The 20,575-nt window shown below is 48.4% G+C and carries 20 protein-coding genes and 1 pseudogene (1 of these 21 only partly in view); 3 read left to right on the top strand and 18 right to left on the bottom strand.

Annotated elements, in window-relative coordinates; translation table 11 throughout:
• Positions 1-73 carry the start of a TrkH family potassium uptake protein gene (locus CEQ48_RS18555; RefSeq protein WP_089072217.1) on the bottom strand. It extends 1,385 nt beyond the left edge of the window, so only the first 73 of its 1,458 coding nucleotides appear in the window; its start codon is at positions 71-73; its stop codon lies beyond the left edge, outside the window.
• Positions 74-92: 19 nt separating this feature from the next.
• Positions 93-726 (bottom strand): annotated as a pseudogene (locus CEQ48_RS18560) (YigZ family protein).
• A gap of 210 nt (positions 727-936) precedes the next feature.
• Between CEQ48_RS18560 and fadB the strand changes: the two are divergent.
• Both fadB and fadA read left to right on the top strand, forming a co-directional pair.
• The gene (gene fadB, locus CEQ48_RS18565) at positions 937-3,108 is read left to right on the top strand and encodes a fatty acid oxidation complex subunit alpha FadB (protein WP_089072218.1); all 2,172 of its coding nucleotides are present in this window, start codon (positions 937-939) and stop codon (positions 3,106-3,108) included.
• Positions 3,109-3,133: 25 nt separating this feature from the next.
• The gene (gene fadA / locus CEQ48_RS18570; protein ID WP_089072219.1) at positions 3,134-4,297 is read left to right on the top strand and encodes an acetyl-CoA C-acyltransferase FadA; all 1,164 of its coding nucleotides are present in this window, start codon (positions 3,134-3,136) and stop codon (positions 4,295-4,297) included.
• A gap of 66 nt (positions 4,298-4,363) precedes the next feature.
• Here the strand turns inward: fadA and punR are convergent, their stop codons facing one another.
• The gene (gene punR / locus CEQ48_RS18575; protein ID WP_198301306.1) at positions 4,364-5,269 is read right to left on the bottom strand and encodes a DNA-binding transcriptional activator PunR; all 906 of its coding nucleotides are present in this window, start codon (positions 5,267-5,269) and stop codon (positions 4,364-4,366) included.
• A 158-nt stretch (positions 5,270-5,427) separates the two neighbouring features.
• On the opposite strand from punR, the gene punC reads away from it, so the two are divergent.
• Positions 5,428-6,630, top strand: coding sequence for a purine nucleoside transporter PunC (gene punC / locus CEQ48_RS18580; RefSeq protein WP_089072221.1), 1,203 nt, complete (start codon positions 5,428-5,430; stop codon positions 6,628-6,630).
• Positions 6,631-6,688: 58 nt separating this feature from the next.
• Here the strand turns inward: punC and glmU are convergent, their stop codons facing one another.
• The 15 genes from glmU to mioC form a co-directional block, all read right to left on the bottom strand.
• Positions 6,689-8,050 (bottom strand): bifunctional UDP-N-acetylglucosamine diphosphorylase/glucosamine-1-phosphate N-acetyltransferase GlmU, encoded by a 1,362-nt coding sequence (glmU, locus tag CEQ48_RS18585; RefSeq protein ID WP_089072222.1) that lies wholly within the window; start codon positions 8,048-8,050, stop codon positions 6,689-6,691.
• 246 nt (positions 8,051-8,296) lie between these two features.
• Positions 8,297-8,719, bottom strand: coding sequence for a F0F1 ATP synthase subunit epsilon (locus tag CEQ48_RS18590; protein WP_000719050.1), 423 nt, complete (start codon positions 8,717-8,719; stop codon positions 8,297-8,299).
• A gap of 18 nt (positions 8,720-8,737) precedes the next feature.
• Complete coding sequence (gene atpD / locus CEQ48_RS18595; RefSeq protein WP_000190492.1) at positions 8,738-10,141, bottom strand: F0F1 ATP synthase subunit beta; 1,404 nt, start codon at positions 10,139-10,141, stop codon at positions 8,738-8,740.
• Between the two features lie 34 nt (positions 10,142-10,175).
• Positions 10,176-11,042, bottom strand: a complete 867-nt coding sequence (gene atpG, locus CEQ48_RS18600; RefSeq protein ID WP_000896518.1) for a F0F1 ATP synthase subunit gamma — start codon at positions 11,040-11,042, stop codon at positions 10,176-10,178.
• 44 nt (positions 11,043-11,086) lie between these two features.
• Positions 11,087-12,628, bottom strand: coding sequence for a F0F1 ATP synthase subunit alpha (atpA, locus tag CEQ48_RS18605; RefSeq protein ID WP_001176737.1), 1,542 nt, complete (start codon positions 12,626-12,628; stop codon positions 11,087-11,089).
• Between the two features lie 13 nt (positions 12,629-12,641).
• Positions 12,642-13,175, bottom strand: a complete 534-nt coding sequence (gene atpH, locus CEQ48_RS18610; protein WP_089072223.1) for a F0F1 ATP synthase subunit delta — start codon at positions 13,173-13,175, stop codon at positions 12,642-12,644.
• A 14-nt stretch (positions 13,176-13,189) separates the two neighbouring features.
• A complete protein-coding gene (gene atpF / locus CEQ48_RS18615; protein ID WP_001886316.1) occupies positions 13,190-13,660 on the bottom strand; it encodes a F0F1 ATP synthase subunit B in 471 nt (156 codons plus the stop codon).
• A 73-nt stretch (positions 13,661-13,733) separates the two neighbouring features.
• Complete coding sequence (atpE, locus tag CEQ48_RS18620; RefSeq protein ID WP_000450922.1) at positions 13,734-13,991, bottom strand: F0F1 ATP synthase subunit C; 258 nt, start codon at positions 13,989-13,991, stop codon at positions 13,734-13,736.
• A 43-nt stretch (positions 13,992-14,034) separates the two neighbouring features.
• A complete protein-coding gene (gene atpB, locus CEQ48_RS18625; RefSeq protein ID WP_089072224.1) occupies positions 14,035-14,847 on the bottom strand; it encodes a F0F1 ATP synthase subunit A in 813 nt (270 codons plus the stop codon).
• 8 nt (positions 14,848-14,855) lie between these two features.
• Positions 14,856-15,245: a F0F1 ATP synthase subunit I gene (locus CEQ48_RS18630; protein WP_089072225.1), complete on the bottom strand. Its 390-nt coding sequence runs from the start codon at positions 15,243-15,245 to the stop codon at positions 14,856-14,858.
• 189 nt (positions 15,246-15,434) lie between these two features.
• A complete protein-coding gene (locus CEQ48_RS18635; RefSeq protein WP_000166627.1) occupies positions 15,435-16,316 on the bottom strand; it encodes a ParB/RepB/Spo0J family partition protein in 882 nt (293 codons plus the stop codon).
• Between the two features lie 26 nt (positions 16,317-16,342).
• Positions 16,343-17,116 carry a ParA family protein gene (locus CEQ48_RS18640; RefSeq protein ID WP_000516546.1) on the bottom strand — a complete coding sequence of 258 codons (774 nt, stop codon included), beginning with the start codon at positions 17,114-17,116 and terminating at the stop codon, positions 16,343-16,345.
• A gap of 14 nt (positions 17,117-17,130) precedes the next feature.
• Positions 17,131-17,763 (bottom strand): 16S rRNA (guanine(527)-N(7))-methyltransferase RsmG, encoded by a 633-nt coding sequence (rsmG, locus tag CEQ48_RS18645; RefSeq protein ID WP_089072226.1) that lies wholly within the window; start codon positions 17,761-17,763, stop codon positions 17,131-17,133.
• On the bottom strand, positions 17,763-19,658 hold the full coding sequence (gene mnmG / locus CEQ48_RS18650) for a tRNA uridine-5-carboxymethylaminomethyl(34) synthesis enzyme MnmG (protein WP_000965610.1): 1,896 nt from the start codon (positions 19,656-19,658) through the stop codon (positions 17,763-17,765). Before mnmG ends, rsmG begins: the two co-directional genes overlap by 1 nt.
• A gap of 474 nt (positions 19,659-20,132) precedes the next feature.
• Positions 20,133-20,567: an FMN-binding protein MioC gene (mioC, locus tag CEQ48_RS18660; RefSeq protein ID WP_089072228.1), complete on the bottom strand. Its 435-nt coding sequence runs from the start codon at positions 20,565-20,567 to the stop codon at positions 20,133-20,135.
• Between the last annotated feature and the right edge of the window lie 8 nt (positions 20,568-20,575).

Raw genomic sequence — 20,575 nt, forward strand, 5'->3', positions numbered from 1 at the left:
CAGGCGCAAGCATAGAAACGCTAAATAGAGCGAGCAAAAGCCCGACAATACGGATAATTGAACGAAATTGCATTATGGTTTGAGCTGACTCGCTAATTCTGACTATGTTGTGGTGAGCGACTCACCTGTATTTTCGCGCCACTTTTATTGATCAAGGCTTGTGTGAAAGCATCTGATTGCAATGCCTCTAATTCCACCACCATTTCGACTTGTTCATTATAGTGAGCCTCCATTTCCGTCGCAGAAAATTGCGCCATTATGGAATGGAGTAATGGAATCATGGCGTAGTCTAGCGTCAGGTGCACAGATGTGGTGATTTTTTTTCTCAATAGTTTGAAGTCGCTTGAGCGCTTGTTGCACACCGCCACCATACGCTTTCACTAAGCCACCGGTTCCCAATAGAACACCGCCATAATAACGGGTCACTACCGCCGTAATTTCGCCGATATGAGACCCTGTGAGCTGAGCCAAGATGGGTTTTCCCGCAGTACCGGATGGCTCACCATCATCACTCAATCCCCACAGCATGGAGTTTTCAGGTCGCCCAGCCACAAACGCCCAGCAGTTGTGTCTCGCATCCGCATGACGCTGCTTAATCTCATCAACAAACGCTTTGGCACTGGCAAGATCTGGCGTATGTGCCAAATAGGTAATAAACAGACTCTTTTTAATCTCTTCTTCAAACCGAACAGAAGCCATGGGAATGAGGTAGGGATGAAGATTCATAACTCAGGTCTCAATAAAAAAGGCGCCCAGTGTAACACGGCCTCACCATAAGCTCGACTCGACTTAACGCACAATGTTAAACACTTGTTTAAAAAATGTATTGAAATTAGCTAATCTCAGGTTCAAACTTAGGCAACTGGTCAAACCAGAACATAAAAATGACAACCGCTCTCTCACACAATCACTGATTGTATGTCACGGAGATAGACAATGATTTACCAAGCCAAAACCCTACAGGTAAAGCAACTCGCTAATGGAATTGCCGAGCTCTCTTTCTGTGCTCCTGCTTCCGTTAACAAACTGGATTTACACACACTGGAATCCCTCGATAAAGCGTTAGATGCGCTCGCTGCCGATTCCAGTGTCAAAGGCCTCCTACTCAGCTCAGATAAAGAGGCTTTTATCGTCGGCGCTGATATCACCGAATTTCTCGGGCTATTTGCCAAACCGGAAGCAGAATTGGATGAGTGGTTGCAGTTTGCTAATCGCATTTTTAACAAGTTGGAAGATTTACCTTTCCCCACCTTGTCAGCGTTGAAAGGCTACACACTTGGCGGCGGCTGTGAATGTGTACTCGCCACCGATTTTCGGATTGGTGATGCCACCACCAGCATTGGTTTACCTGAAACCAAACTCGGCATCATGCCGGGATTTGGCGGCACCGTGCGTCTGCCACGTTTGATTGGTGCTGATAGCGCGATGGAAATCATCACCCAAGGTAAAGCGTGCCGCGCGGAAGAAGCGTTAAAAGTGGGATTACTGGATGCGATTGTCGATAGCGACAAACTGATCGATTCCGCAATCACCACGTTGACTCAAGCGATTGAAGAAAAACTGGATTGGCAAAAACGCCGTCAGCAGAAAACCTCAGCGCTGACTTTAAGCAAGCTGGAAGCCATGATGAGCTTTACCATGGCAAAAGGCATGGTGGCGCAAGTGGCAGGCAAACACTATCCAGCACCGATGACCTCTGTCGTGACCATTGAAGAAGCGGCGCGTTTACCACGCGATGCTGCGCTGGATATCGAGCGCAAACACTTCATCAAGCTCGCAAAATCCACCGAGGCGCAAGCACTGGTTGGTATTTTCCTCAATGATCAATACATCAAAGGCCTAGCCAAACAATCCGCGAAAGCGGCGAGCCAAGACACCCAACACGCCGCCGTGCTCGGCGCGGGCATTATGGGTGGCGGCATCGCCTATCAATCGGCTCTCAAAGGCGTACCTGTGCTGATGAAAGACATCACACCGCACTCTTTAGAACTGGGCATGACCGAAGCGGCCAAGCTCCTCAACAAACAGTTAGAGCGCGGCAAGATCGATGGTTTCAAAATGGCCGGCATTCTGGCTTCCATCACCCCTTCTCTGCATTACGCAGGGATTGATCAGGCGGATGTGATTGTTGAGGCCGTGGTGGAAAATCCGAAAGTAAAAGCCGCGGTACTGAGCGAATTGGAAGGATTGGTCGATGCAGAAACGATTCTGACCTCCAACACCTCGACCATTCCCATTAACCTGCTCGCCAAATCACTCAAGCGTCCACAGAACTTCTGCGGTATGCACTTCTTTAACCCAGTGCATCGCATGCCTTTGGTGGAAATCATCCGTGGTGAACACTCCTCAGAAGACACCATCAACCGAGTGGTTGCTTATGCGGCGAAAATGGGCAAATCACCGATTGTGGTCAATGACTGCCCAGGATTCTTCGTTAACCGCGTACTCTTCCCTTACTTTGCAGGCTTTAGTCTGCTGATGCGTGATGGCGCGAACTTCACCGAAATCGACAAAGTGATGGAGCGTCAATTCGGCTGGCCAATGGGCCCGGCGTATTTGCTTGATGTGGTCGGTATTGATACTGCACACCATGCTCAGGCAGTGATGGCGGAAGGCTTCCCAACTCGCATGGCGAAAAGCGGCCGAGAAGCGATTGATGCCCTGTACGAAGCGAAAAAATTTGGCCAGAAAAATGGCAGCGGCTTCTATCAGTACACAGTAGATAAAAAAGGCAAACCGAAGAAAGCCTTCAGCGATGACGTGCTCGCCATTCTTGCGCCTGTATGCGGCGCACCACAAAGCTTTGACCCACAAACCATTATCGAACGAACCATGATTCCGATGATTAATGAAGTGGTGCTCTGTCTTGAAGAAGGGATCATCGCCTCCGCGCAAGAAGCTGACATGGCGTTGGTGTACGGTCTTGGCTTCCCTCCGTTCCGTGGTGGTGTATTCCGTTACCTAGATACCATCGGCATCGCCAACTATGTGGCTATGGCGGAAAAATACGCTGACCTCGGCGCGCTCTATCAAGTACCGCAACTGCTGAAGAACATGGCGCAACAAGGAACATCTTTCTACAGCGCTCAGCAAGCCAGTGCCCTGTAAATCGGTTTAGAAAAGGAATAACAAAATGAATACAGTAGTGATTGTTGATTGCCTACGTACTCCGATGGGACGCTCCAAAGGCGGTGCGTTTCGCCACCAACGTGCGGAAGATCTTTCAGCACATTTGATGAAAGGCATTCTGGCGCGCAACCCACAGGTCAATCCAAAAGAGATTGAAGACATTTATTGGGGCTGTGTGCAGCAAACCCTTGAACAAGGCTTTAACGTTGCGCGTAACGCAGCGTTGCTTGCGGGTCTGCCAATTGAGATTGGCGCGGTCACCGTCAACCGTTTGTGTGGATCGTCCATGCAAGCACTGCATGATGCGGCGCGCGCAATCATGGTTGGCGATGCAGAGATCTGTTTAGTGGGCGGCGTTGAGCACATGGGCCACGTACCAATGACTCACGGCGTTGACTTCCATCCGGGCCTGTCTAAGAACGTGGCCAAAGCAGCGGGAATGATGGGATTGACCGCAGAGATGCTCGGCAAACTGCATGGCATTAGCCGTCAGCAGCAAGATGAGTTCGCTGCGCGCTCTCATGCGCGTGCTCATGCAGCAACATTAGAAGGTCGCTTTAAAAACGAGATTCTGCCCACCGAGGGCCATGCTGCCGATGGTACGCTGTTCACTCTCGATTATGATGAAGTGATCCGCCCGGAAACCACTGTGGCGGGATTAGCTGAACTGCGTCCCGTGTTCGATCCGGCCAACGGAACTGTGACTGCAGGAACCTCTTCGGCACTTTCGGATGGTGCTTCAGCGATGTTGGTGATGAGTGAACAGAAAGCCAAAGCACTCGGTTTAACCATTCGCGCCCGCATTAAAGCGATGGCCGTGGCCGGTTGCGATCCTTCGATCATGGGTTACGGCCCAGTACCTGCGACCCATAAAGCGCTGCAACGTGCTGGCTTAACCATGCAGGATATGGATGTGGTGGAACTGAACGAAGCGTTTGCCGCGCAATCTCTACCTTGCGCAAAAGACTTGGGCTTACTGGAGATGATGGATGACAAGGTCAACCTCAATGGCGGCGCGATAGCGCTAGGTCATCCACTGGGTTGCTCGGGTATACGTATCTCAACCACGCTGATCAACTTAATGGAAGCCAAAGATGCGAAATATGGCCTTGCTACAATGTGTATCGGCTTAGGTCAGGGTATCGCGACCATTTTTGAGCGCCCATAACCACCATTCAGTTACCTCTCTCGAAGAGTATTTTAAGAGCCAGCAGCGCTGGCTCTTGTTATTAGGTTATTTAGCTTGTAGCCAATCACTGTAAAGTTGATCGCTACTGCCCAGATAATTCACCATCCACTCAATCAATTTATGATTATCGTCTTTGCGCCACACTAGGCAGCAGTGGCTAAGCAGTTTTTCATCGGGCAGAACCTTCTCCACCAACTGACCGCTGGCCAGTAGCGGCTGCGCCATATGCCTTGGCATATAGCCGACCCCGAGTCCATTTTTTAAACTTTCAATCGCGCTGTACCAGTTTGGCAGTAGCAAACGACGCTGTTTAGGGTAGTGTTCGGTATGGCGTTTGGGCAATACGCTTGAGGTATCGTCCAAACAGATGGCTAAAAACTGGCTGATAAACTCTTCACTCAAATTCTGCTCGCGCACGCAGGGATGATTGGGTGACATCACAAATGCCCAGTCAAGAATGCCCATATCGCGCACTTCAAAATCGCCGCCCACTGGTACTGCTGCCGTTGCGCCAATCACGATATCGGCGCGGCCTTGTGCAATCGCTTCCCACGAGCCGTTGAACACTTCCATGTTGATCTGTAGCTCCGCGAAATCAAAGGTTTGGTAGAAGGCTTCCACCATCGGCTTCATCTTGTCCAGCTTGACTACGTTATCGAGTGTCACTTTCAAGGTTTTACGCCAACCATGCGCAGCGCGTTTGGTTTGCGCGCGGATCTCCTCCATCTGGCGCAGTAACTGCCTTGCCTCAAGCATAAACAGCTCACCAGCAGGGGTTAGCTCGACCTTACGCGGTAAACGGCGAAACAGCACCACACCCAGTTCACTCTCTATTTGGCGCACACTGTAGCTGATCGCCGAAGGCACTTTGTGCAGCACCTCTGCTGCCGCAGTAAAACTGCCTAAACGCGCTACGGCATCCAACATCTCCAAAGAGGATTTGGAAAACATCACTCACCTACCTATCAATTTTTTTGCATGATAACCGAAAAATTTGCCGTTTCTCTTCATCACAAGACAAAACTAGAATGTAACTACAGAAAAATCCTGGTTGGCGCCAACGGATACTGAAAAAAACATGTGTGAATAATTTTGATGGACATGAAAAAATGAAAGTATCTTTCTTCCAGTTGGTTTACCTTTCGGCACTCTCCATGCTCGGTTTTATTGCCACCGACATGTATTTGCCTGCGTTTAAAATGATGGAAACCGCTTTTGCGACCGGCCCTGAACAAATCGCTCTATCACTGACGGTGTTCTTAGTGGGGATGGCGCTTGGCCAGTTACTGTGGGGCTTAGCTTCCGACAAATTTGGCCATCGTAATACGCTGATTGCTGGCTTACTCGTTTTTACCCTCGCCTCTGCCGGACTCGCGTTTAGCTCAACGGTATGGCAACTGCTACTGCTGCGTTTTATCCAAGCGATTGGGGTGTGCGCGCCAGCGGTGATTTGGCAGGCAATGGTGATCAAACGTTACCCAAGCTCAGTCAGCCAACAGCTGTTTGCGACCATCATGCCACTAGTAGCGCTCTCTCCAGCACTGGCACCGCAACTGGGTGTGCTGCTGGCGGATCACTTTGGCTGGCACAGCATTTTTTTGACTTTAACCTTGATGGGTATTGTGTTGGTGGTAAGTACGGGCTTACAAACCAATGAAATTGCTGAGCCAAAAACCACTTCTATCGCGCAAGATATTAAAGGTTTACTGAAAAGCAAAACCTATCTCGGCAATGTGATGATGTTTGCTTGTGCATCGGCGGCATTTTTTGCCTACCTGACTGGGATGCCGGAAATCATGGCGCAGCTTGGTTATCAAGCACGGGACATTGGCCTGAGCTTTATTCCACAAACCATTGCATTTATGGTGGGTGGCTACCTAGGTAAGAAAGCGGTTCAGAAATACGGTGATGAACTGGTGCTCAAACAGTTGATTACGCTGTTTACCCTATCAGCAGCGATGATTTTTATCGCCTCACAATGGACGCTCAGCTCAATTTGGCCAATCTTGGCTCCGTTCTGCTTAATTGCAGTGGCTAATGGTGCCATGTACCCGATAGTGGTCAACCGTGCCTTATCCAGTGCTAAGCAAAGCCCAGCAACCGCTGCCGGATTACAAAATAGCTTACAGATCAGTGTCAGCAGTTTATCCAGCGCCCTAGTGGCTGCGCTTGCCAGCCAAGCTCAGCCAGTGACAGGCATTGCGATTGTGTTGTGTACAGGCGGGTTGTGGATAGGGTACATACTCTCTAACCGTCAGTTACGTGAACAGTTCACCACCCCCGACAATGCTCGCGTGGTCAGTGACGAATAAACTGTACTTGAGTAATACAAAAAGAGCCGCGAATGCGGCTCTTTTTCAATCTCTTCAATTATTTCTTTTTCGCCGGACGCTGCCAGCCAGCAATTTTGCGCTCTGGCGCGCGAGTGATGACTAACTCACCTTCAGCGACATTCTTCGTCAGGGTTGTACCGGCACCAATGGTCGCACCGTTACCAATGGTTACAGGCGCTACGAGCTGGCAATCAGAACCCACAAACACATCATCACCAATCACGGTTTTGTGCTTATTGGCACCGTCGTAGTTACAGGTGATCACCCCAGCGCCCACATTCACGCCTTTGCCAATCTCAGCATCGCCAAGATAAGTCAGGTGATTGGCTTTTGAACCTTCACCAAGACGAGCATTTTTCATCTCCACAAAGTTGCCGACATGCGCATCATCGCGTAGCTCTGCTCCGGGACGTAGACGAGTAAACGGTCCAACTGTACAGTTTTCACCGACCGTCGCCCCTTCAATTACGCTGTATGGGCGGATCACCGTGTTGTCATCAATCTCACAATCTTTGAGAATCGAGCCCGCGCCAATCACTACGTTATTACCGATCGATACATTGCCTTCAATAATCACGTTAACATCGATTTCCACATCCGAACCGCACTGCAGTGTTCCGCGCAGGTCAAAACGTGCAGGATCGCGCAGCATCACACCTTGCTCAAGCAGCTTCTTTGCCTGCCCCGCTTGGAAAGCACGCTCAAGACGCGCCAATTGAATGCGATCGTTTACCCCTTCCACTTCGATTGAGTGTGAAGGATGTACCGCTTCGACGGCACGGCCTTCATCATGCGCTGCCGCAATCACGTCAGTCAGGTAGTATTCGCCTTGCGCGTTATTGTTGTTTAGCCCTGCCAACCAACGCTTAAGGTCACGACCAGTCGCCACCAGCACCCCAGTGTTGACTTCTTTGATCAGCTTTTGCTCTTCGCTGGCATCTTTCTGCTCAACGATCGCCACCACAGGGCCACGTTTACGTACGATACGGCCGTACCCCGTTGGGTCTTCCAGAACAACAGTCAGTAGTGCAATGCCATCGGTGGGCTGTGCTTCAAGTAAACTTTCAATAGTGTCTTCAGAAATCAGCGGTACATCCCCGTACAACACCAAGATTTTTTCATCATCTTGGAAATGGGGAGAGGCCTGATCTACGGCGTGCCCTGTTCCCAGTTGCTGCGCTTGCAAAACCCAGTTGACGTTTTCGTTCACCAGAGCTTGCTGCATCTGGTCGCCACCATGGCCATAAACCAGATGGATATTTTGCGCGCCTAGGTTATTACACGTATCAATGACGTGTTTGACCATAGGCTTACCCGCCAATGTATGCAGCACCTTCGGCATATTGGAGTGCATACGAGTTCCTTTCCCTGCTGCGAGAATTACCGTACTGAATTTCATTTGTTATCTACCTAGTCATTTTTCTGCGTCGTATTCTAAACAGCAAACTGAAAATAGTTAATTGCCGATTATCTCGAAAATAAGAAGAGCGATTATTTTCATAGAAAATAACCTTTATTTATTGGTAATCAGTCAATAACGGGACAAAAAACATCCCATAACATCACACACTCTTACCGATAAGCGGTGCACAAGAGACAAAAAAGCCTGACATAGGTCAGGCTTTTTATCAGCTTGTAAGCATGATTAACGACGCTTTTTGGTCAATTCAATCACGCGAAGCTGCGCGATGGCTTTAGCCAGTTCACTGGCCGCTTGTGCAAAGTCCATATCGCCATGCTGGTTGAGAATACGCTCTTCCGCACGGCGTTTGGCTTCTTCTGCCTTAGCTGCGTCCAGATCTTCTCCACGGATTGCGGTATCAGCCAACACAGTCGCTGTGCCCGGCTGAACCTCAACAATACCACCTGAGACATAAATGTACTCTTCGTGGCCGTGCAGTTTCACAATACGCACCATACCAGGCTTAATAGCGGTCAGCAGCGGTGTATGGCCGTGGAAAATACCCAGCTCACCTTCGCTACCGGTCACCTGAAACGTTTCAACCAAGCCAGAGAACAGTTTTTTCTCTGCGCTCACTACGTCCAGATGAAAGGTTATTGCTGCCATATCGCCTCCTAGTCAGCCTTATAGCTTCTTCGCATTCTCGATAGCATCGTCAATCGTACCGCAGTACATAAACGCTTGCTCTGGAATGTCATCGTAGTCACCTGCCAGCAGACCTTTGAAACCACGCAGGGTTTCTTTCAGAGATACGTATACCCCTGGATCGCCAGTAAAGACTTCCGCTACGTGGTAAGGCTGAGTCAGGAAACGTTCGATCTTACGCGCACGAGCAACCACTTGCTTGTCCGCTTCAGACAGTTCGTCCATACCTAGAATCGCGATGATGTCTTTCAGCTCTTTATAGCGTTGTAGCGTTGCTTGCACGCCACGTGCCACATCGTAGTGCTCTTGACCAACAACCAATGGATCCAATTGACGTGAAGTCGAATCCAGTGGGTCGATCGCTGGGTATAGACCCATAGCGGCGATGTTACGGTTCAGAACAACGGTTGCATCCAAGTGAGCAAACGTGGTTGCTGGTGACGGGTCAGTCAAGTCATCCGCAGGTACGTATACCGCTTGAACAGAGGTGATAGAACCTTTCTTGGTTGACGTGATACGTTCTTGCAGAACACCCATCTCCTCAGCCAATGTTGGCTGGTAACCTACCGCTGAAGGCATACGGCCAAGCAGAGCAGATACTTCCGTTCCCGCTAGGGTGTAACGGTAGATGTTGTCGATAAACAGCAGTACGTCACGGCCTTCATCACGGAATCGTTCCGCCATGGTCAGACCGGTCAGTGCTACACGCAGACGGTTGCCTGGTGGCTCGTTCATCTGACCGTAAACCATCGCTACTTTCGACAGTTCTGGTTGCTCAACGTTTACAACGCCCGCTTCCTGCATTTCGTGGTAGAAGTCGTTACCCTCACGAGTACGCTCACCAACCCCTGCAAATACTGACAAACCTGAGTGTTGCAGCGCGATGTTGTTGATAAGTTCCATCATGTTAACGGTCTTACCTACACCCGCACCACCGAACAGACCAATTTTACCGCCTTTCGCAAACGGACAGATCAGGTCAATAACCTTAACACCCGTTTCCAAAAGTTCAGTTGCACTAGACTGTTCTTCGTAGCTTGGTGCAGGGCGGTGGATTGAATACACCTCTTCTGCGCCAATGTCGCCACGTTCGTCAATCGCATCACCAAGCACGTTCATGATACGACCTAGGGTTTTAGTACCTACTGGTACTGAAATTGGAGCGCCAGTGTTTTGTACTGTCATTCCACGACGTAAACCATCCGAGCTACCCATAACGATAGCGCGAATCACGCCACCGCCTAGCTGCTGTTGAACTTCCAGAACCAGACGTTCTTTGGAATCCACAACATTCAGAGCATCGTAAACACTTGGTACTTCGCTCTGTGGGAACTCTACGTCGACTACCGCACCGATGATCTGTACGATCTTACCTGTAGCCATCGTTAATCCTCTAAACTGTTTGTTTTACCTAAGCTTAAACCGCAGCCGCGCCGCCTACGATTTCCGACAATTCTTGTGTAATCGCTGCCTGACGGGCTTTGTTGTACACAAGCTGTAAATCATCAATCAGGTTGCTCGCGTTATCGGTAGCAGCTTTCATCGCAACCATTCGGGCTGCTTGCTCACACGCTAGGTTCTCTACAACACCTTGGTAAACCTGTGACTCGATGAAGCGCAGTAAAAGCGCATCCAACAGAGGCTTCGGTTCTGGTTCGTAGATGTAATCCCACATGTGACCACGCTGCATATCTTCGCTGTCCGATTTTGGCAAAGGTAGCAATTGATCGATCTTTGGTTTTTGCACCATGGTGTTCACAAACTGGTTGAACACCAGATAGAGGCGGTCTAACTCGCCTTTATCGTATTTCTTCAGCATGACGCCGACCGAACCGATCAGATCTTCTAAGCTTGGGCTATCGCCTAAACCAGAAACCTGAGCCGCTACTTTCGCGCCGCTGTTGTTGAAAAAGGAGGTGGCTTTTGAACCGATAATTGCCAGCTCAATTTGCGCGCCTTTTTCTTTCCAAGTTTGCATATCAGTGATGGCTTTTTTGAACAGGTTAATGTTCAAACCACCACACAAACCGCGGTCTGTAGAAATAATGATGTAACCAACACGCTTCGCTTCACGCTCTTCTAGATACGGATGACGATACTCTAGACTTGCGTTGGCGACATGACCGATCACTTTACGTATTGTTTGTGCGTAAGGGCGTGATGACTCCATAGCGTCCTGTGAACGACGCATTTTAGAAGCAGCCACCATTTCCATCGCTTTCGTAATCTTCTGAGTGCTTTTCACACTCCCGATCTTAGTACGTATCTCTTTTGCGCCGGCCATCGTTACTCTCCGTTAGTTGGTGGCAGAAACTGCCACCGACCTCATTACCAAGTTTGGGTTGCTTTGAAATCGTCAACCAGCTTCTTCAGCTGAGCTTCGATCTCATCGTTGTAAGCACCGGTCTTGTCAATTTGCGCTGCCAATTCAGCGTAATGAGCACGAGCATACGATAGTAGAGCAGCTTCGAAGTCGAGAACCTTGTTCAGTTCTACGTCTGTCAGATAGCCACGTTCCGCAGCAAAGATCACCAGAGCCTGATCAAAGACAGACATTGGTGCATACTGTTTCTGTTTCATCAGTTCAGTCACTTTCTGACCGTGAGTCAGCTGACGCTTGGTCGCCTCATCCAGATCTGAAGAGAACTGAGCAAACGCCGCCAGTTCACGGTAAGCAGCCAGAGCAGTACGGATACCGCCAGAGAGCTTCTTAACGATCTTGGTTTGCGCTGCACCACCTACACGAGAAACTGAGATACCTGGGTCAACCGCTGGACGTACGCCCGCGTTGAACAGTTCAGTTTGTAGGAAGATCTGACCATCAGTGATCGAGATTACGTTGGTCGGTACGAATGCCGATACGTCACCAGCTTGAGTCTCGATGATTGGCAGAGCGGTTAGAGAACCGGTCTTACCTTTCACTTCACCCTTAGTGAAACGCTCTACGTACTCTTCGTTTACACGAGCTGCACGCTCTAGTAGACGAGAGTGGAGGTAGAATACGTCGCCAGGGAAAGCTTCACGACCTGGTGGACGACGCAGAAGCAGTGAGATTTGACGGTAAGCAACAGCCTGTTTTGACAGGTCATCGTATACAATCAGAGCATCTTCACCGCGATCGCGGAAGTATTCACCCATCGCACAACCTGAGTAAGGCGCGAGGTATTGCAGTGCAGCAGATTCAGACGCTGAAGCCACCACAACAATGGTGTTTTTCAGTGCGCCGTGCTCTTCCAGTTTACGAACAACGTTCGCAATGGTTGACGCTTTCTGGCCGATAGCAACATAGATAGAGTAAATACCAGAGTTTTTCTGGTTGATGATCGCATCAATCGCCAATGCAGTTTTACCTGTTTGACGGTCACCGATGATCAGCTCACGCTGGCCACGGCCGATTGGGATCATCGAGTCAACTGATTTGTAACCAGTTTGAACCGGTTGATCAACCGATTTACGATCGATAACACCCGGTGCGATGACTTCAACAGGTGAAGTCAGTTTTGCACCGATTGGGCCTTTACCATCAATAGGCTCACCCAGAGTGTTAACTACACGACCTAGCAGCTCAGGACCAACAGGAACTTCCAAAATACGGCCAGTACCTGTTACTTTCATGCCTTCACGCAGATCCGCGTATGGACCCATTACTACCGCACCGACCGAGTCACGCTCAAGGTTCAGTGCCAGTGCATAACGGTTGCCCGGTAATTCAATCATTTCACCTTGCATAACATCTGCAAGGCCGTGAATACGAATGATACCGTCACTTACCGATACGATAGTACCTTCGTTGCGAGCTTCACTAACAACGTTGAAAGATTCAATACGTTGTTTGATCAGATCGCTAATTTCCGTGGAATTAAGTTGCATGCTCCAATCCCCATCAAGACTGCAATGCATCGCTCAGACGCTTCAAACGTCCGCGTGCTGAGTTATCGATGACTAAGTCTCCGGCTCGAATAATAACTCCGCCAAGCAGAGTCTCATCTACACTGCAATTCAGCTGAACTTTGCGCTCTAAACGCTGCTCAAGCTTGCTGCCAATTTCTGAACGCTGTTGATCGCTGAGTTCAGTAGCGGAAATCACTTCCACATCTACTTTCTTCTCATATTCCTGCTTTAGCACAGCAAAGTGCTCATAAAGCGCAGGAATCGCCAACAGACGACCATTTTCTGCCATTACCTTAATCAGGTTTTGACCATGACCATCAAGCTGTTCGCCACAAACTGCAATAAAAATCTCAGCCAATTTATTAGCTGAGCCCGAGCTGGTTAACAGCTCGTGCATTTGTTCGTTTTTTGCGACTTCAGCGGTGAAAGCAAGCATCTGGCTCCAATGGCCAAGTTGCTGTTTTTCTACCGCAAAATCAAAGGCTGCTTTAGCGTAGGGGCGTGCGATTGTAGTCAGATCCGACATATGCGCCCCCTCCGTTAAAGTTTTGCAGTAATGTTGTCGAGAATATCTTTGTGCGTATCTTTATCGATTGAACGCTCAAGAATTTTCTCAGCACCAGCAATTGCCAGAGTTGCAACCTGTTTACGCAGCTCATCGCGAGCACGGTTACGTTCTGCTTCAATCTCCGCTTCGGCTTGAGTCAGGATTTTCTGGCGTTCTGCCTGAGCTTCCTCACGTGCTTCGTCGATGATTTGTGCTTTACGTTTATTCGCTTGCTCAATGAGCTCAGTTGCTGTGCGTTTTGCTTCTTTCAATTGATCCGAAGCATTAGCTTGTGCCAGATCTAGATCTTTCTTTGCACGCTCAGCGGCTTGCAAACCATCAGCAATTTTCTTCTGACGATCTTCAATCGCTTTGATAATCGGCGGCCACACATATTTCATGCAGAACCACACAAACATACCAAAGGCAATTGCTTGACCTAGCAGAGTTGCGTTCATATTCACAACAGCTACCCCCTAAAGTGGACTTAGTGTTAATCAACGACAAATCTTATCGATTTGTCAGGACAAAGCTTGATTAACCAGCTAGCTGACCAACGAATGGGTTTGCGAATGTGAATAGCAGAGCGATTACGATACCGATCATTGGAACCGCGTCCAGCAGACCTGCGATGATGAACATCTTAACTTGCAGCATAGGAGCCATTTCAGGTTGACGAGCAGCGCCTTCCAAAAACTTTCCGCCTAATACAGCGAAGCCAATCGCAGTACCAACCGCACATAGACCAACAATAATAGCTACAGCGATTGCAGAGAAGCTCAATACAGTTTCCATCTAATTTCTCCAAAGATTCAATGGGTATTAAAAATTCAATTTATTAATGATCGTTATCTTCATGAGCCATTGACATATACACAATGGTCAACATCATAAATACAAACGATTGGATCAAAATAACCAAGATATGGAAGATAGCCCAAGGTAGGGATCCCATCCATTGCAGGTACCATGGCAGCATAGCCGCACAAAGAATAAACACTACTTCACCTGCAAACATGTTACCAAACAGACGCATACCGAGTGATAGCGGTTTCGCCAGCAGCGAAACAACTTCAATCAATAGGTTGAACGGAATCATGATCCAGTGATTAAACGGGTGTAGTGCCAACTCTTTTGCAAACCCGCCCAGACCTTTCACTTTGATGCTGTAGTAAATCATCAGAGCAAATACGCCTAGAGCCATAGCCATGGTGATATTCACATCAGCAGACGGCACCACCTTTAAATAAGGGATACCAAGCCAATGCTGTGCTGGGTAAGGTAAGAAATCGATAGGCACAAGGTCCATCAAGTTCATTAAAAATACCCAACAAAAGATAGTGAGTGCTAAAGGAGCAATTAGTGGATTGCGACCATGGAAAGTGTCTTTGACGTTTTTGTCAACGAACTCTACCACCATCTCAACAGCACACTGCAGCTTACCCGGAACACCCGCTGTCGCTTTTCTGGCTACTGCACGGAATACTCCAAGGAATATCAGTCCAGTTAAAACAGAGAAGAACAGGCTATCGATGTGTACATTCCAGAAACTCGACTCTTCCGCCACTAACCCCAACTTGTGGGTTGAAAGGTTAGTAAGGTGGTGAGTGATATAACTGGAAGGTGTGAGCGCTTCACCTGGCGCAGCCATAACTCATCCTATTTTTTGTTGTTAATGAATAGCACTGGCGCACAGATATTGATACCTAGAGCCAGCAAATAGGTTAGCTTCAGTGGAACAAGTTCCAACTGCATATACATGTAGACAACGGAAAACAGGACGATAGTGATGAGAATTTTCAGCGCTTCACCCGTATAAAACGAGATTGCGACCATTTTTAACGCGCGCGCCCCTGCAAACAGGAAAGCACAACCCGCAAAAACAGCGTTAGCAATGACAAAAATGCCACCACCGACTAAGGCTGAAAGCCCCCAATCACCATTTACCGCCACTGCAAACACAGCTGCCGCAACCATAACTGCACTGAACTGGATCAATAACAATCGCTTTGCAAGCTCTCGTCCTTGCCTCGCTAGCACAGCTACCATGTATTCTTACCTCTAGTAATCACCACAGCTCGAACCGCTTTTTCGGACTGGGAAATTGGCGAAAATTATACGGTGGCATCAACTGATTGCAATGAAAACACCGCAAAAAGTTACAATTTTGCATACAATCCGACAACTTTCGCATAAACAATGTGATTTACCACAATTGATTTAAATCAATTATCTCACTTAGTTTTGCAGCTTGGCAATCAGTAGCTCTAATTTGTGAGGCTCATCAAGACTAATCGTCACTTTCGATTTACCGTTTGGGGTTCTCACTATAGAGACTTTTGCTGCTAATTTCTCACTTAAATTTTGTGACAATTGTTGTATTTCTAAGTCTTCTGACACGTTTTTTGCGTCAGATGGGTCAGATAAACATTTTTTTACAAGTTGCTCAGTTTGACGAACGGTCAGTTGCTTCTTCGCCACTTGCTGCGCAATTTCCACTTGCTGTTCACCTTCTAACATCAGAAGAGCACGTGCATGGCCCATTTCCAACTGTTTGGTCTCCAATAAGCGCTTTACGTCATCGCTCAATTGGTTCAAACGCAGCAGATTGGTCACGGTCGTGCGCGACTTGCCGATCACTTCCGCAACCTGCTGATGGGTAAGATTAAATTCGTTTTGTAAACGCTCTAGCGCTTGTGCCTCTTCCATCGCATTCAGATCTTCGCGCTGAATGTTCTCGATCAATGCCATAGCGATCGCACCGCGATCTTCCACTTGCTTGATCAAACAGGGCACTTGCTTTAACCCCGCTTGTTTGGCGGCACGCCAACGACGTTCACCCGCAATGATCTCATATCCCCCGGTGGGCAGATGACGCACGACAATCGGCTGGATAATACCTTGAGACTGAATGGATGCCGCCAACTCTTCCAGAGCTTCTGGGGAAAGATCTTTACGTGGCTGATAGATACCGGGTTTGAGATTAGAGATGGAAAGATCCGCCAACTCACCTTCCGCCGACATCGACTGACTGAGTGAAGCAACTTGCTGCTTTTCGCGAGCCAATGAACTGGTCGCGAGTAGTGCATCCAGCCCTTTTCCTAAACCACGTTTAGTCATGTAAACGAATTCCTATAGTTGTTGTTTTATGCGGGAATCTCTTCGCGACGTAACATCTCACCAGCTAACGCTAAATAGGCCTTAGCCCCAGCCGATTGCTTATCGTAATACATCGCTGGTTTACCATGACTTGGCGCTTCGGCCAGTCGGACATTACGTGGAATAACCGTACGATACACTTTACTACCAAAGTGCTTTTTCAATTGATCAGACACTTCATTGGCCAAGCGGTTACGTGGGTCGTACATGGTACGCAAGATACCTTCAATTTTAAGGTTATCGTTAACCACGGCGGCCAGTTTGCTGATCGTATCCATTAACGCGGTTAAGCCTTCCAACGCAAAATACTCACATTGCATAGGAACCAGCACCGAATCGGCGGCTGCCATGGCGTTGATTGTAAGAAGGTTTAAAGAAGGCGGACAATCAATAAAGATGAAATCATAGTTATCACGCACTGACGCGAGTGCGTTTTTCAGGCGCACTTCTCGGGCAAATACTTCCATCAGTTTGATTTCAGCCGCAGTGACATCTCCATTGGCGGCAATCAAGTCATAGTGCCCGGTGGTTTTGCGGCATACCACTTGGTCAAACGGTGCATCCTCAACCAAAAGCTCATAAGCTGTGGAGTCAACCTGATATTTATCGACGCCACTTGCCATAGTGGCATTACCTTGAGGGTCAAGATCGACCACCAGTACTTTACGTTTGGTGGCGGCCATTGAGGCGGCCAGATTGATACAAGTTGTTGTTTTCCCAACTCCGCCTTTCTGATTGGCGATTGCTACGATTTTACCCACGGTATGCCTCGCTGTTATCCCTTGCGCGATAAGATTACAAGATGACGCTCACCTTCCAACTCAGGAACTTGCAAAGCTTTGATATCGGTCACAGAACACCACTCAGGGAGTAGGGTGATTTCATCATCAGGCCGTACTCCTTTGAGGGCTAAAAATACCCCACCATTCGGTTTTGGTAGATGCTGACACCAGTTGACCATGTCGGTCATCGACGCAAAAGCGCGGCTTAATACGCCATCAAAACCAGATTCAGGATCAAACTCTTCCACTCGACTCTGCACGGGTAACACATTGTTGATCTTGAGATCGTGGATCACCTGTTTTAGAAAACGGATCCGTTTACCAAGGCTATCGAGCAGCACAAACTCTTTATCTGGGTGCATGATCGCAAGCGGGATCCCTGGCAATCCAGGCCCAGTACCCACATCAATAAAGCGCTCACCGACGAGATGCGGACTGACCACCAAACTATCGAGAATATGTTTCACCAACATTTCCATCGGATCCCGCACGGAAGTGAGGTTATAAGCTTTGTTCCATTTGTCGAGCAGCTGCACATACCCAACGAGCTGCTCATGTTGCTGCTCTGTCACCGTTAAGCTGGTTTTGCTGATCAAGGCGTCGAGTTTGACTCGTAACGGATTCATTACGCCGCTTCTCCCTTTTTCAGCATGCCGTGTTTTTTCAGGTGAACCAGCAAAATCGAAATCGCCGCAGGTGTGATACCTGAAATACGTGATGCAATTCCAATGGTTTCTGGTTTAGCCGCATTGAGCTTCAATACCACCTCGTTTGAAAGACCTTTGACTTGCTTATAATCAAGCTCTGCTGGCAGCTTGGTATGTTCATGGCGCAGCGATTTTTCAATTTCATCTTGCTGACGCTGAATGTAGCCATCGTATTTAACTTGAATCTCTACCTGTTCGGCAGCTTCGGCATCTTCCAAAGCAGGGGCAAAAGCCGGCAAAGTGGTCAGCAGCTCATAGGTCATTTCAGGGCGACGCAGTAAGTCTTCACCACTGGCTTCACGCGACATCGGCGTTTTCAGCAGAGTATTAAGCTGTTCGACGCCAACCGAGTTTGGATTCATCCAAGTTTCTTGCAAGCGTTGACGCTCTTTGGCCATGTTATCGATTTTTTGGTTGAAACGCGCCCAACGCGCATCATCCACAAGGCCAAGCTCACGCGCTTTTTCGGTCAAACGCAGATCGGCGTTGTCTTCACGCAGCAGCAGACGATATTCCGCACGCGAAGTGAACATACGGTAAGGCTCTTTCGTGCCCATGGTCGAGAGATCGTCGATCAACACGCCCATGTACGCCTGATCGCGACGTGGACTCCAACCTTCTTTGTCTTGGCTGTACAAGCTGGCGTTCAGACCCGCCATCAAGCCTTGCGCAGCGGCTTCTTCGTAACCAGTAGTGCCGTTGATTTGTCCTGCAAAGAACAAACCATGGATAAATTTGGTTTCATACGTTTGCTTCAAATCACGTGGATCGAAGAAATCGTATTCAATCGCGTAACCCGGACGAACGATATGTGCGTTCTCAAAACCTTTCATTGAACGTACGATCTGCACTTGCACGTCAAATGGCAAGCTGGTGGAAATGCCGTTCGGATAGAGTTCCGTGGTGGTTAAACCCTCTGGCTCAATAAAAATTTGGTGACTGTCTTTATCGGCAAAACGCATCACCTTATCTTCGATCGATGGACAGTAACGCGGGCCGATCCCTTCGATGATCCCGGCATACATAGGGCTGCGATCAAGGTTAGCGCGGATCACATCATGGGTGCGCTCATTGGTGTGCGTGATGTAACACGGAATTTGGCGTGGATGGTGCTCACGCTTGCCCATGAAGGAAAAAACTGGGGTCGGATTATCACCGTGCTGCGCTTCCAATACCGAGAAATCAACGCTATTGGCATCGATACGTGGTGGTGTGCCGGTTTTTAAGCGATCAACACGAAATGGCAGTTCACGCAGTCGGTGCGCCAAAGCGATAGATGGTGGATCCCCAGCACGACCTCCAGCATAGTTTTCAAGGCCGATATGGATCTTACCGCCAAGGAAAGTCCCGACGGTTAACACTACCGCTTTGGCCTGAAATTTCAGGCCCATTTGAGTCACAACACCACGAATATGATCATGCTCGACGATCACATCATCTACCGCTTGTTGGAACAGGGTGAGATTCGGGGTGTTTTCTAACACATTACGCACATAGGCTTTGTACAGAGCACGATCGGCTTGTGCACGAGTTGCACGCACGGCTGGCCCTTTTGAAGCGTTCAGTGTACGAAATTGAATACCTGCGTGATCGATAGCTTGCGCCATCAAACCGCCCATTGCATCCACTTCTTTGACTAAATGACCTTTACCGATCCCACCAATGGCAGGGTTACAGGACATTTGGCCTAGGGTGTCAATATTGTGGGTAAGAAGTAACGTACGCTGTCCTGTACGTGCTGCAGCGAGAGCGGCTTCTGTTCCTGCGTGACCGCCACCAACCACAATGACGTCAAATGTTTCGTGATAAAGCATGAACGACCTCAGGTATTCATCGAGACTATGGGTTAACAAAAGAGGCGTATTCTAACCTCTTTCGGTTGGCTAGAAAATCGCTTTCCTGTTTTTTCGATCAAGGAGGGTCATTAAATATATATAAAGATCTATATAGAGATCTTTTTATTAGATCTACTATTAAGGAGCAGGATCTTTGTGGATAAGTAAAAAATGATCAACAAGATCATGAAATTCGGAAGGATCAGATCGTGTGATCAACCACTGATCTGATCAAGGATTAGCTGGGATCAAAAACCTATGTTATACACAGCCACCTTGGGATCTAAAACTTGTTATATGGATAACTATAGGAAGATCACCGGATAATAGTGTAGTTATCCACATGAGATTCGATTGAAAAAGCATCAATCAATTTTTTCACTACCGTTAAATTTATCCACAATCCAAAAAAAAGAGCGGCATTAGGCCGCTCTGCATGGAATAGGTCATTATTTAGAAGCGATTGATGACGCGTTTGAGCCAAGCTTCAGCGGCATCTTCAGGCACTGGGTGCTCTTGTACATCGATGGTAAAGCAGTTGGCCAGAGGTTTAGCACCAATATCCCCCAGCAGCTGATAGGCATGTTTACCTGCCGCGCAGAAAGTATCGTAGCTTGAATCACCAATCGCGACCACGGCATAACGTAGTGCAGAGGTATTCGGTGGTGTATTCTGCAGAGCTTGAATAAAGGGTTGGATATTATCCGGGTACTCACCAGCCCCGTGGGTTGAGGTGATGATCAGCCAAGTCCCTTTAGCAGGGATCTCACTAATGTTTGGCTGGTTGTAAATTTTGGTGTCAAAGCCTTGTTCTAGCAGTAAATCACTCAGGTGGTCACCCACATATTCCGCACCGCCTAGGGTGCTGCCAGTAATGATATGAATCATAGCGTTAC

The organism is Vibrio tarriae (assembly GCF_002216685.1).
In the GTDB taxonomy this organism is placed as follows: domain Bacteria; phylum Pseudomonadota; class Gammaproteobacteria; order Enterobacterales; family Vibrionaceae; genus Vibrio; species Vibrio tarriae.

Coding starts and splice junctions, on each gene's coding strand:
- fadB (WP_089072218.1), top strand. CDS start 937: ATGATTTACCAAGCCAAAACCCTACAGGTAAAGCAACTCGCTAATGGA.
- fadA (WP_089072219.1), top strand. CDS start 3,134: ATGAATACAGTAGTGATTGTTGATTGCCTACGTACTCCGATGGGACGC.
- punR (WP_198301306.1), bottom strand. CDS start 5,269: ATGTTTTCCAAATCCTCTTTGGAGATGTTGGATGCCGTAGCGCGTTTA.
- punC (WP_089072221.1), top strand. CDS start 5,428: ATGAAAGTATCTTTCTTCCAGTTGGTTTACCTTTCGGCACTCTCCATG.
- glmU (WP_089072222.1), bottom strand. CDS start 8,050: ATGAAATTCAGTACGGTAATTCTCGCAGCAGGGAAAGGAACTCGTATG.
- CEQ48_RS18590 (WP_000719050.1), bottom strand. CDS start 8,719: ATGGCAGCAATAACCTTTCATCTGGACGTAGTGAGCGCAGAGAAAAAA.
- atpD (WP_000190492.1), bottom strand. CDS start 10,141: ATGGCTACAGGTAAGATCGTACAGATCATCGGTGCGGTAGTCGACGTA.
- atpG (WP_000896518.1), bottom strand. CDS start 11,042: ATGGCCGGCGCAAAAGAGATACGTACTAAGATCGGGAGTGTGAAAAGC.
- atpA (WP_001176737.1), bottom strand. CDS start 12,628: ATGCAACTTAATTCCACGGAAATTAGCGATCTGATCAAACAACGTATT.
- atpH (WP_089072223.1), bottom strand. CDS start 13,175: ATGTCGGATCTGACTACAATCGCACGCCCCTACGCTAAAGCAGCCTTT.
- atpE (WP_000450922.1), bottom strand. CDS start 13,991: ATGGAAACTGTATTGAGCTTCTCTGCAATCGCTGTAGCTATTATTGTT.
- atpB (WP_089072224.1), bottom strand. CDS start 14,847: ATGGCTGCGCCAGGTGAAGCGCTCACACCTTCCAGTTATATCACTCAC.
- CEQ48_RS18630 (WP_089072225.1), bottom strand. CDS start 15,245: ATGGTAGCTGTGCTAGCGAGGCAAGGACGAGAGCTTGCAAAGCGATTG.
- CEQ48_RS18635 (WP_000166627.1), bottom strand. CDS start 16,316: ATGACTAAACGTGGTTTAGGAAAAGGGCTGGATGCACTACTCGCGACC.
- rsmG (WP_089072226.1), bottom strand. CDS start 17,763: ATGAATCCGTTACGAGTCAAACTCGACGCCTTGATCAGCAAAACCAGC.
- mnmG (WP_000965610.1), bottom strand. CDS start 19,658: ATGCTTTATCACGAAACATTTGACGTCATTGTGGTTGGTGGCGGTCAC.
- mioC (WP_089072228.1), bottom strand. CDS start 20,567: ATGATTCATATCATTACTGGCAGCACCCTAGGCGGTGCGGAATATGTG.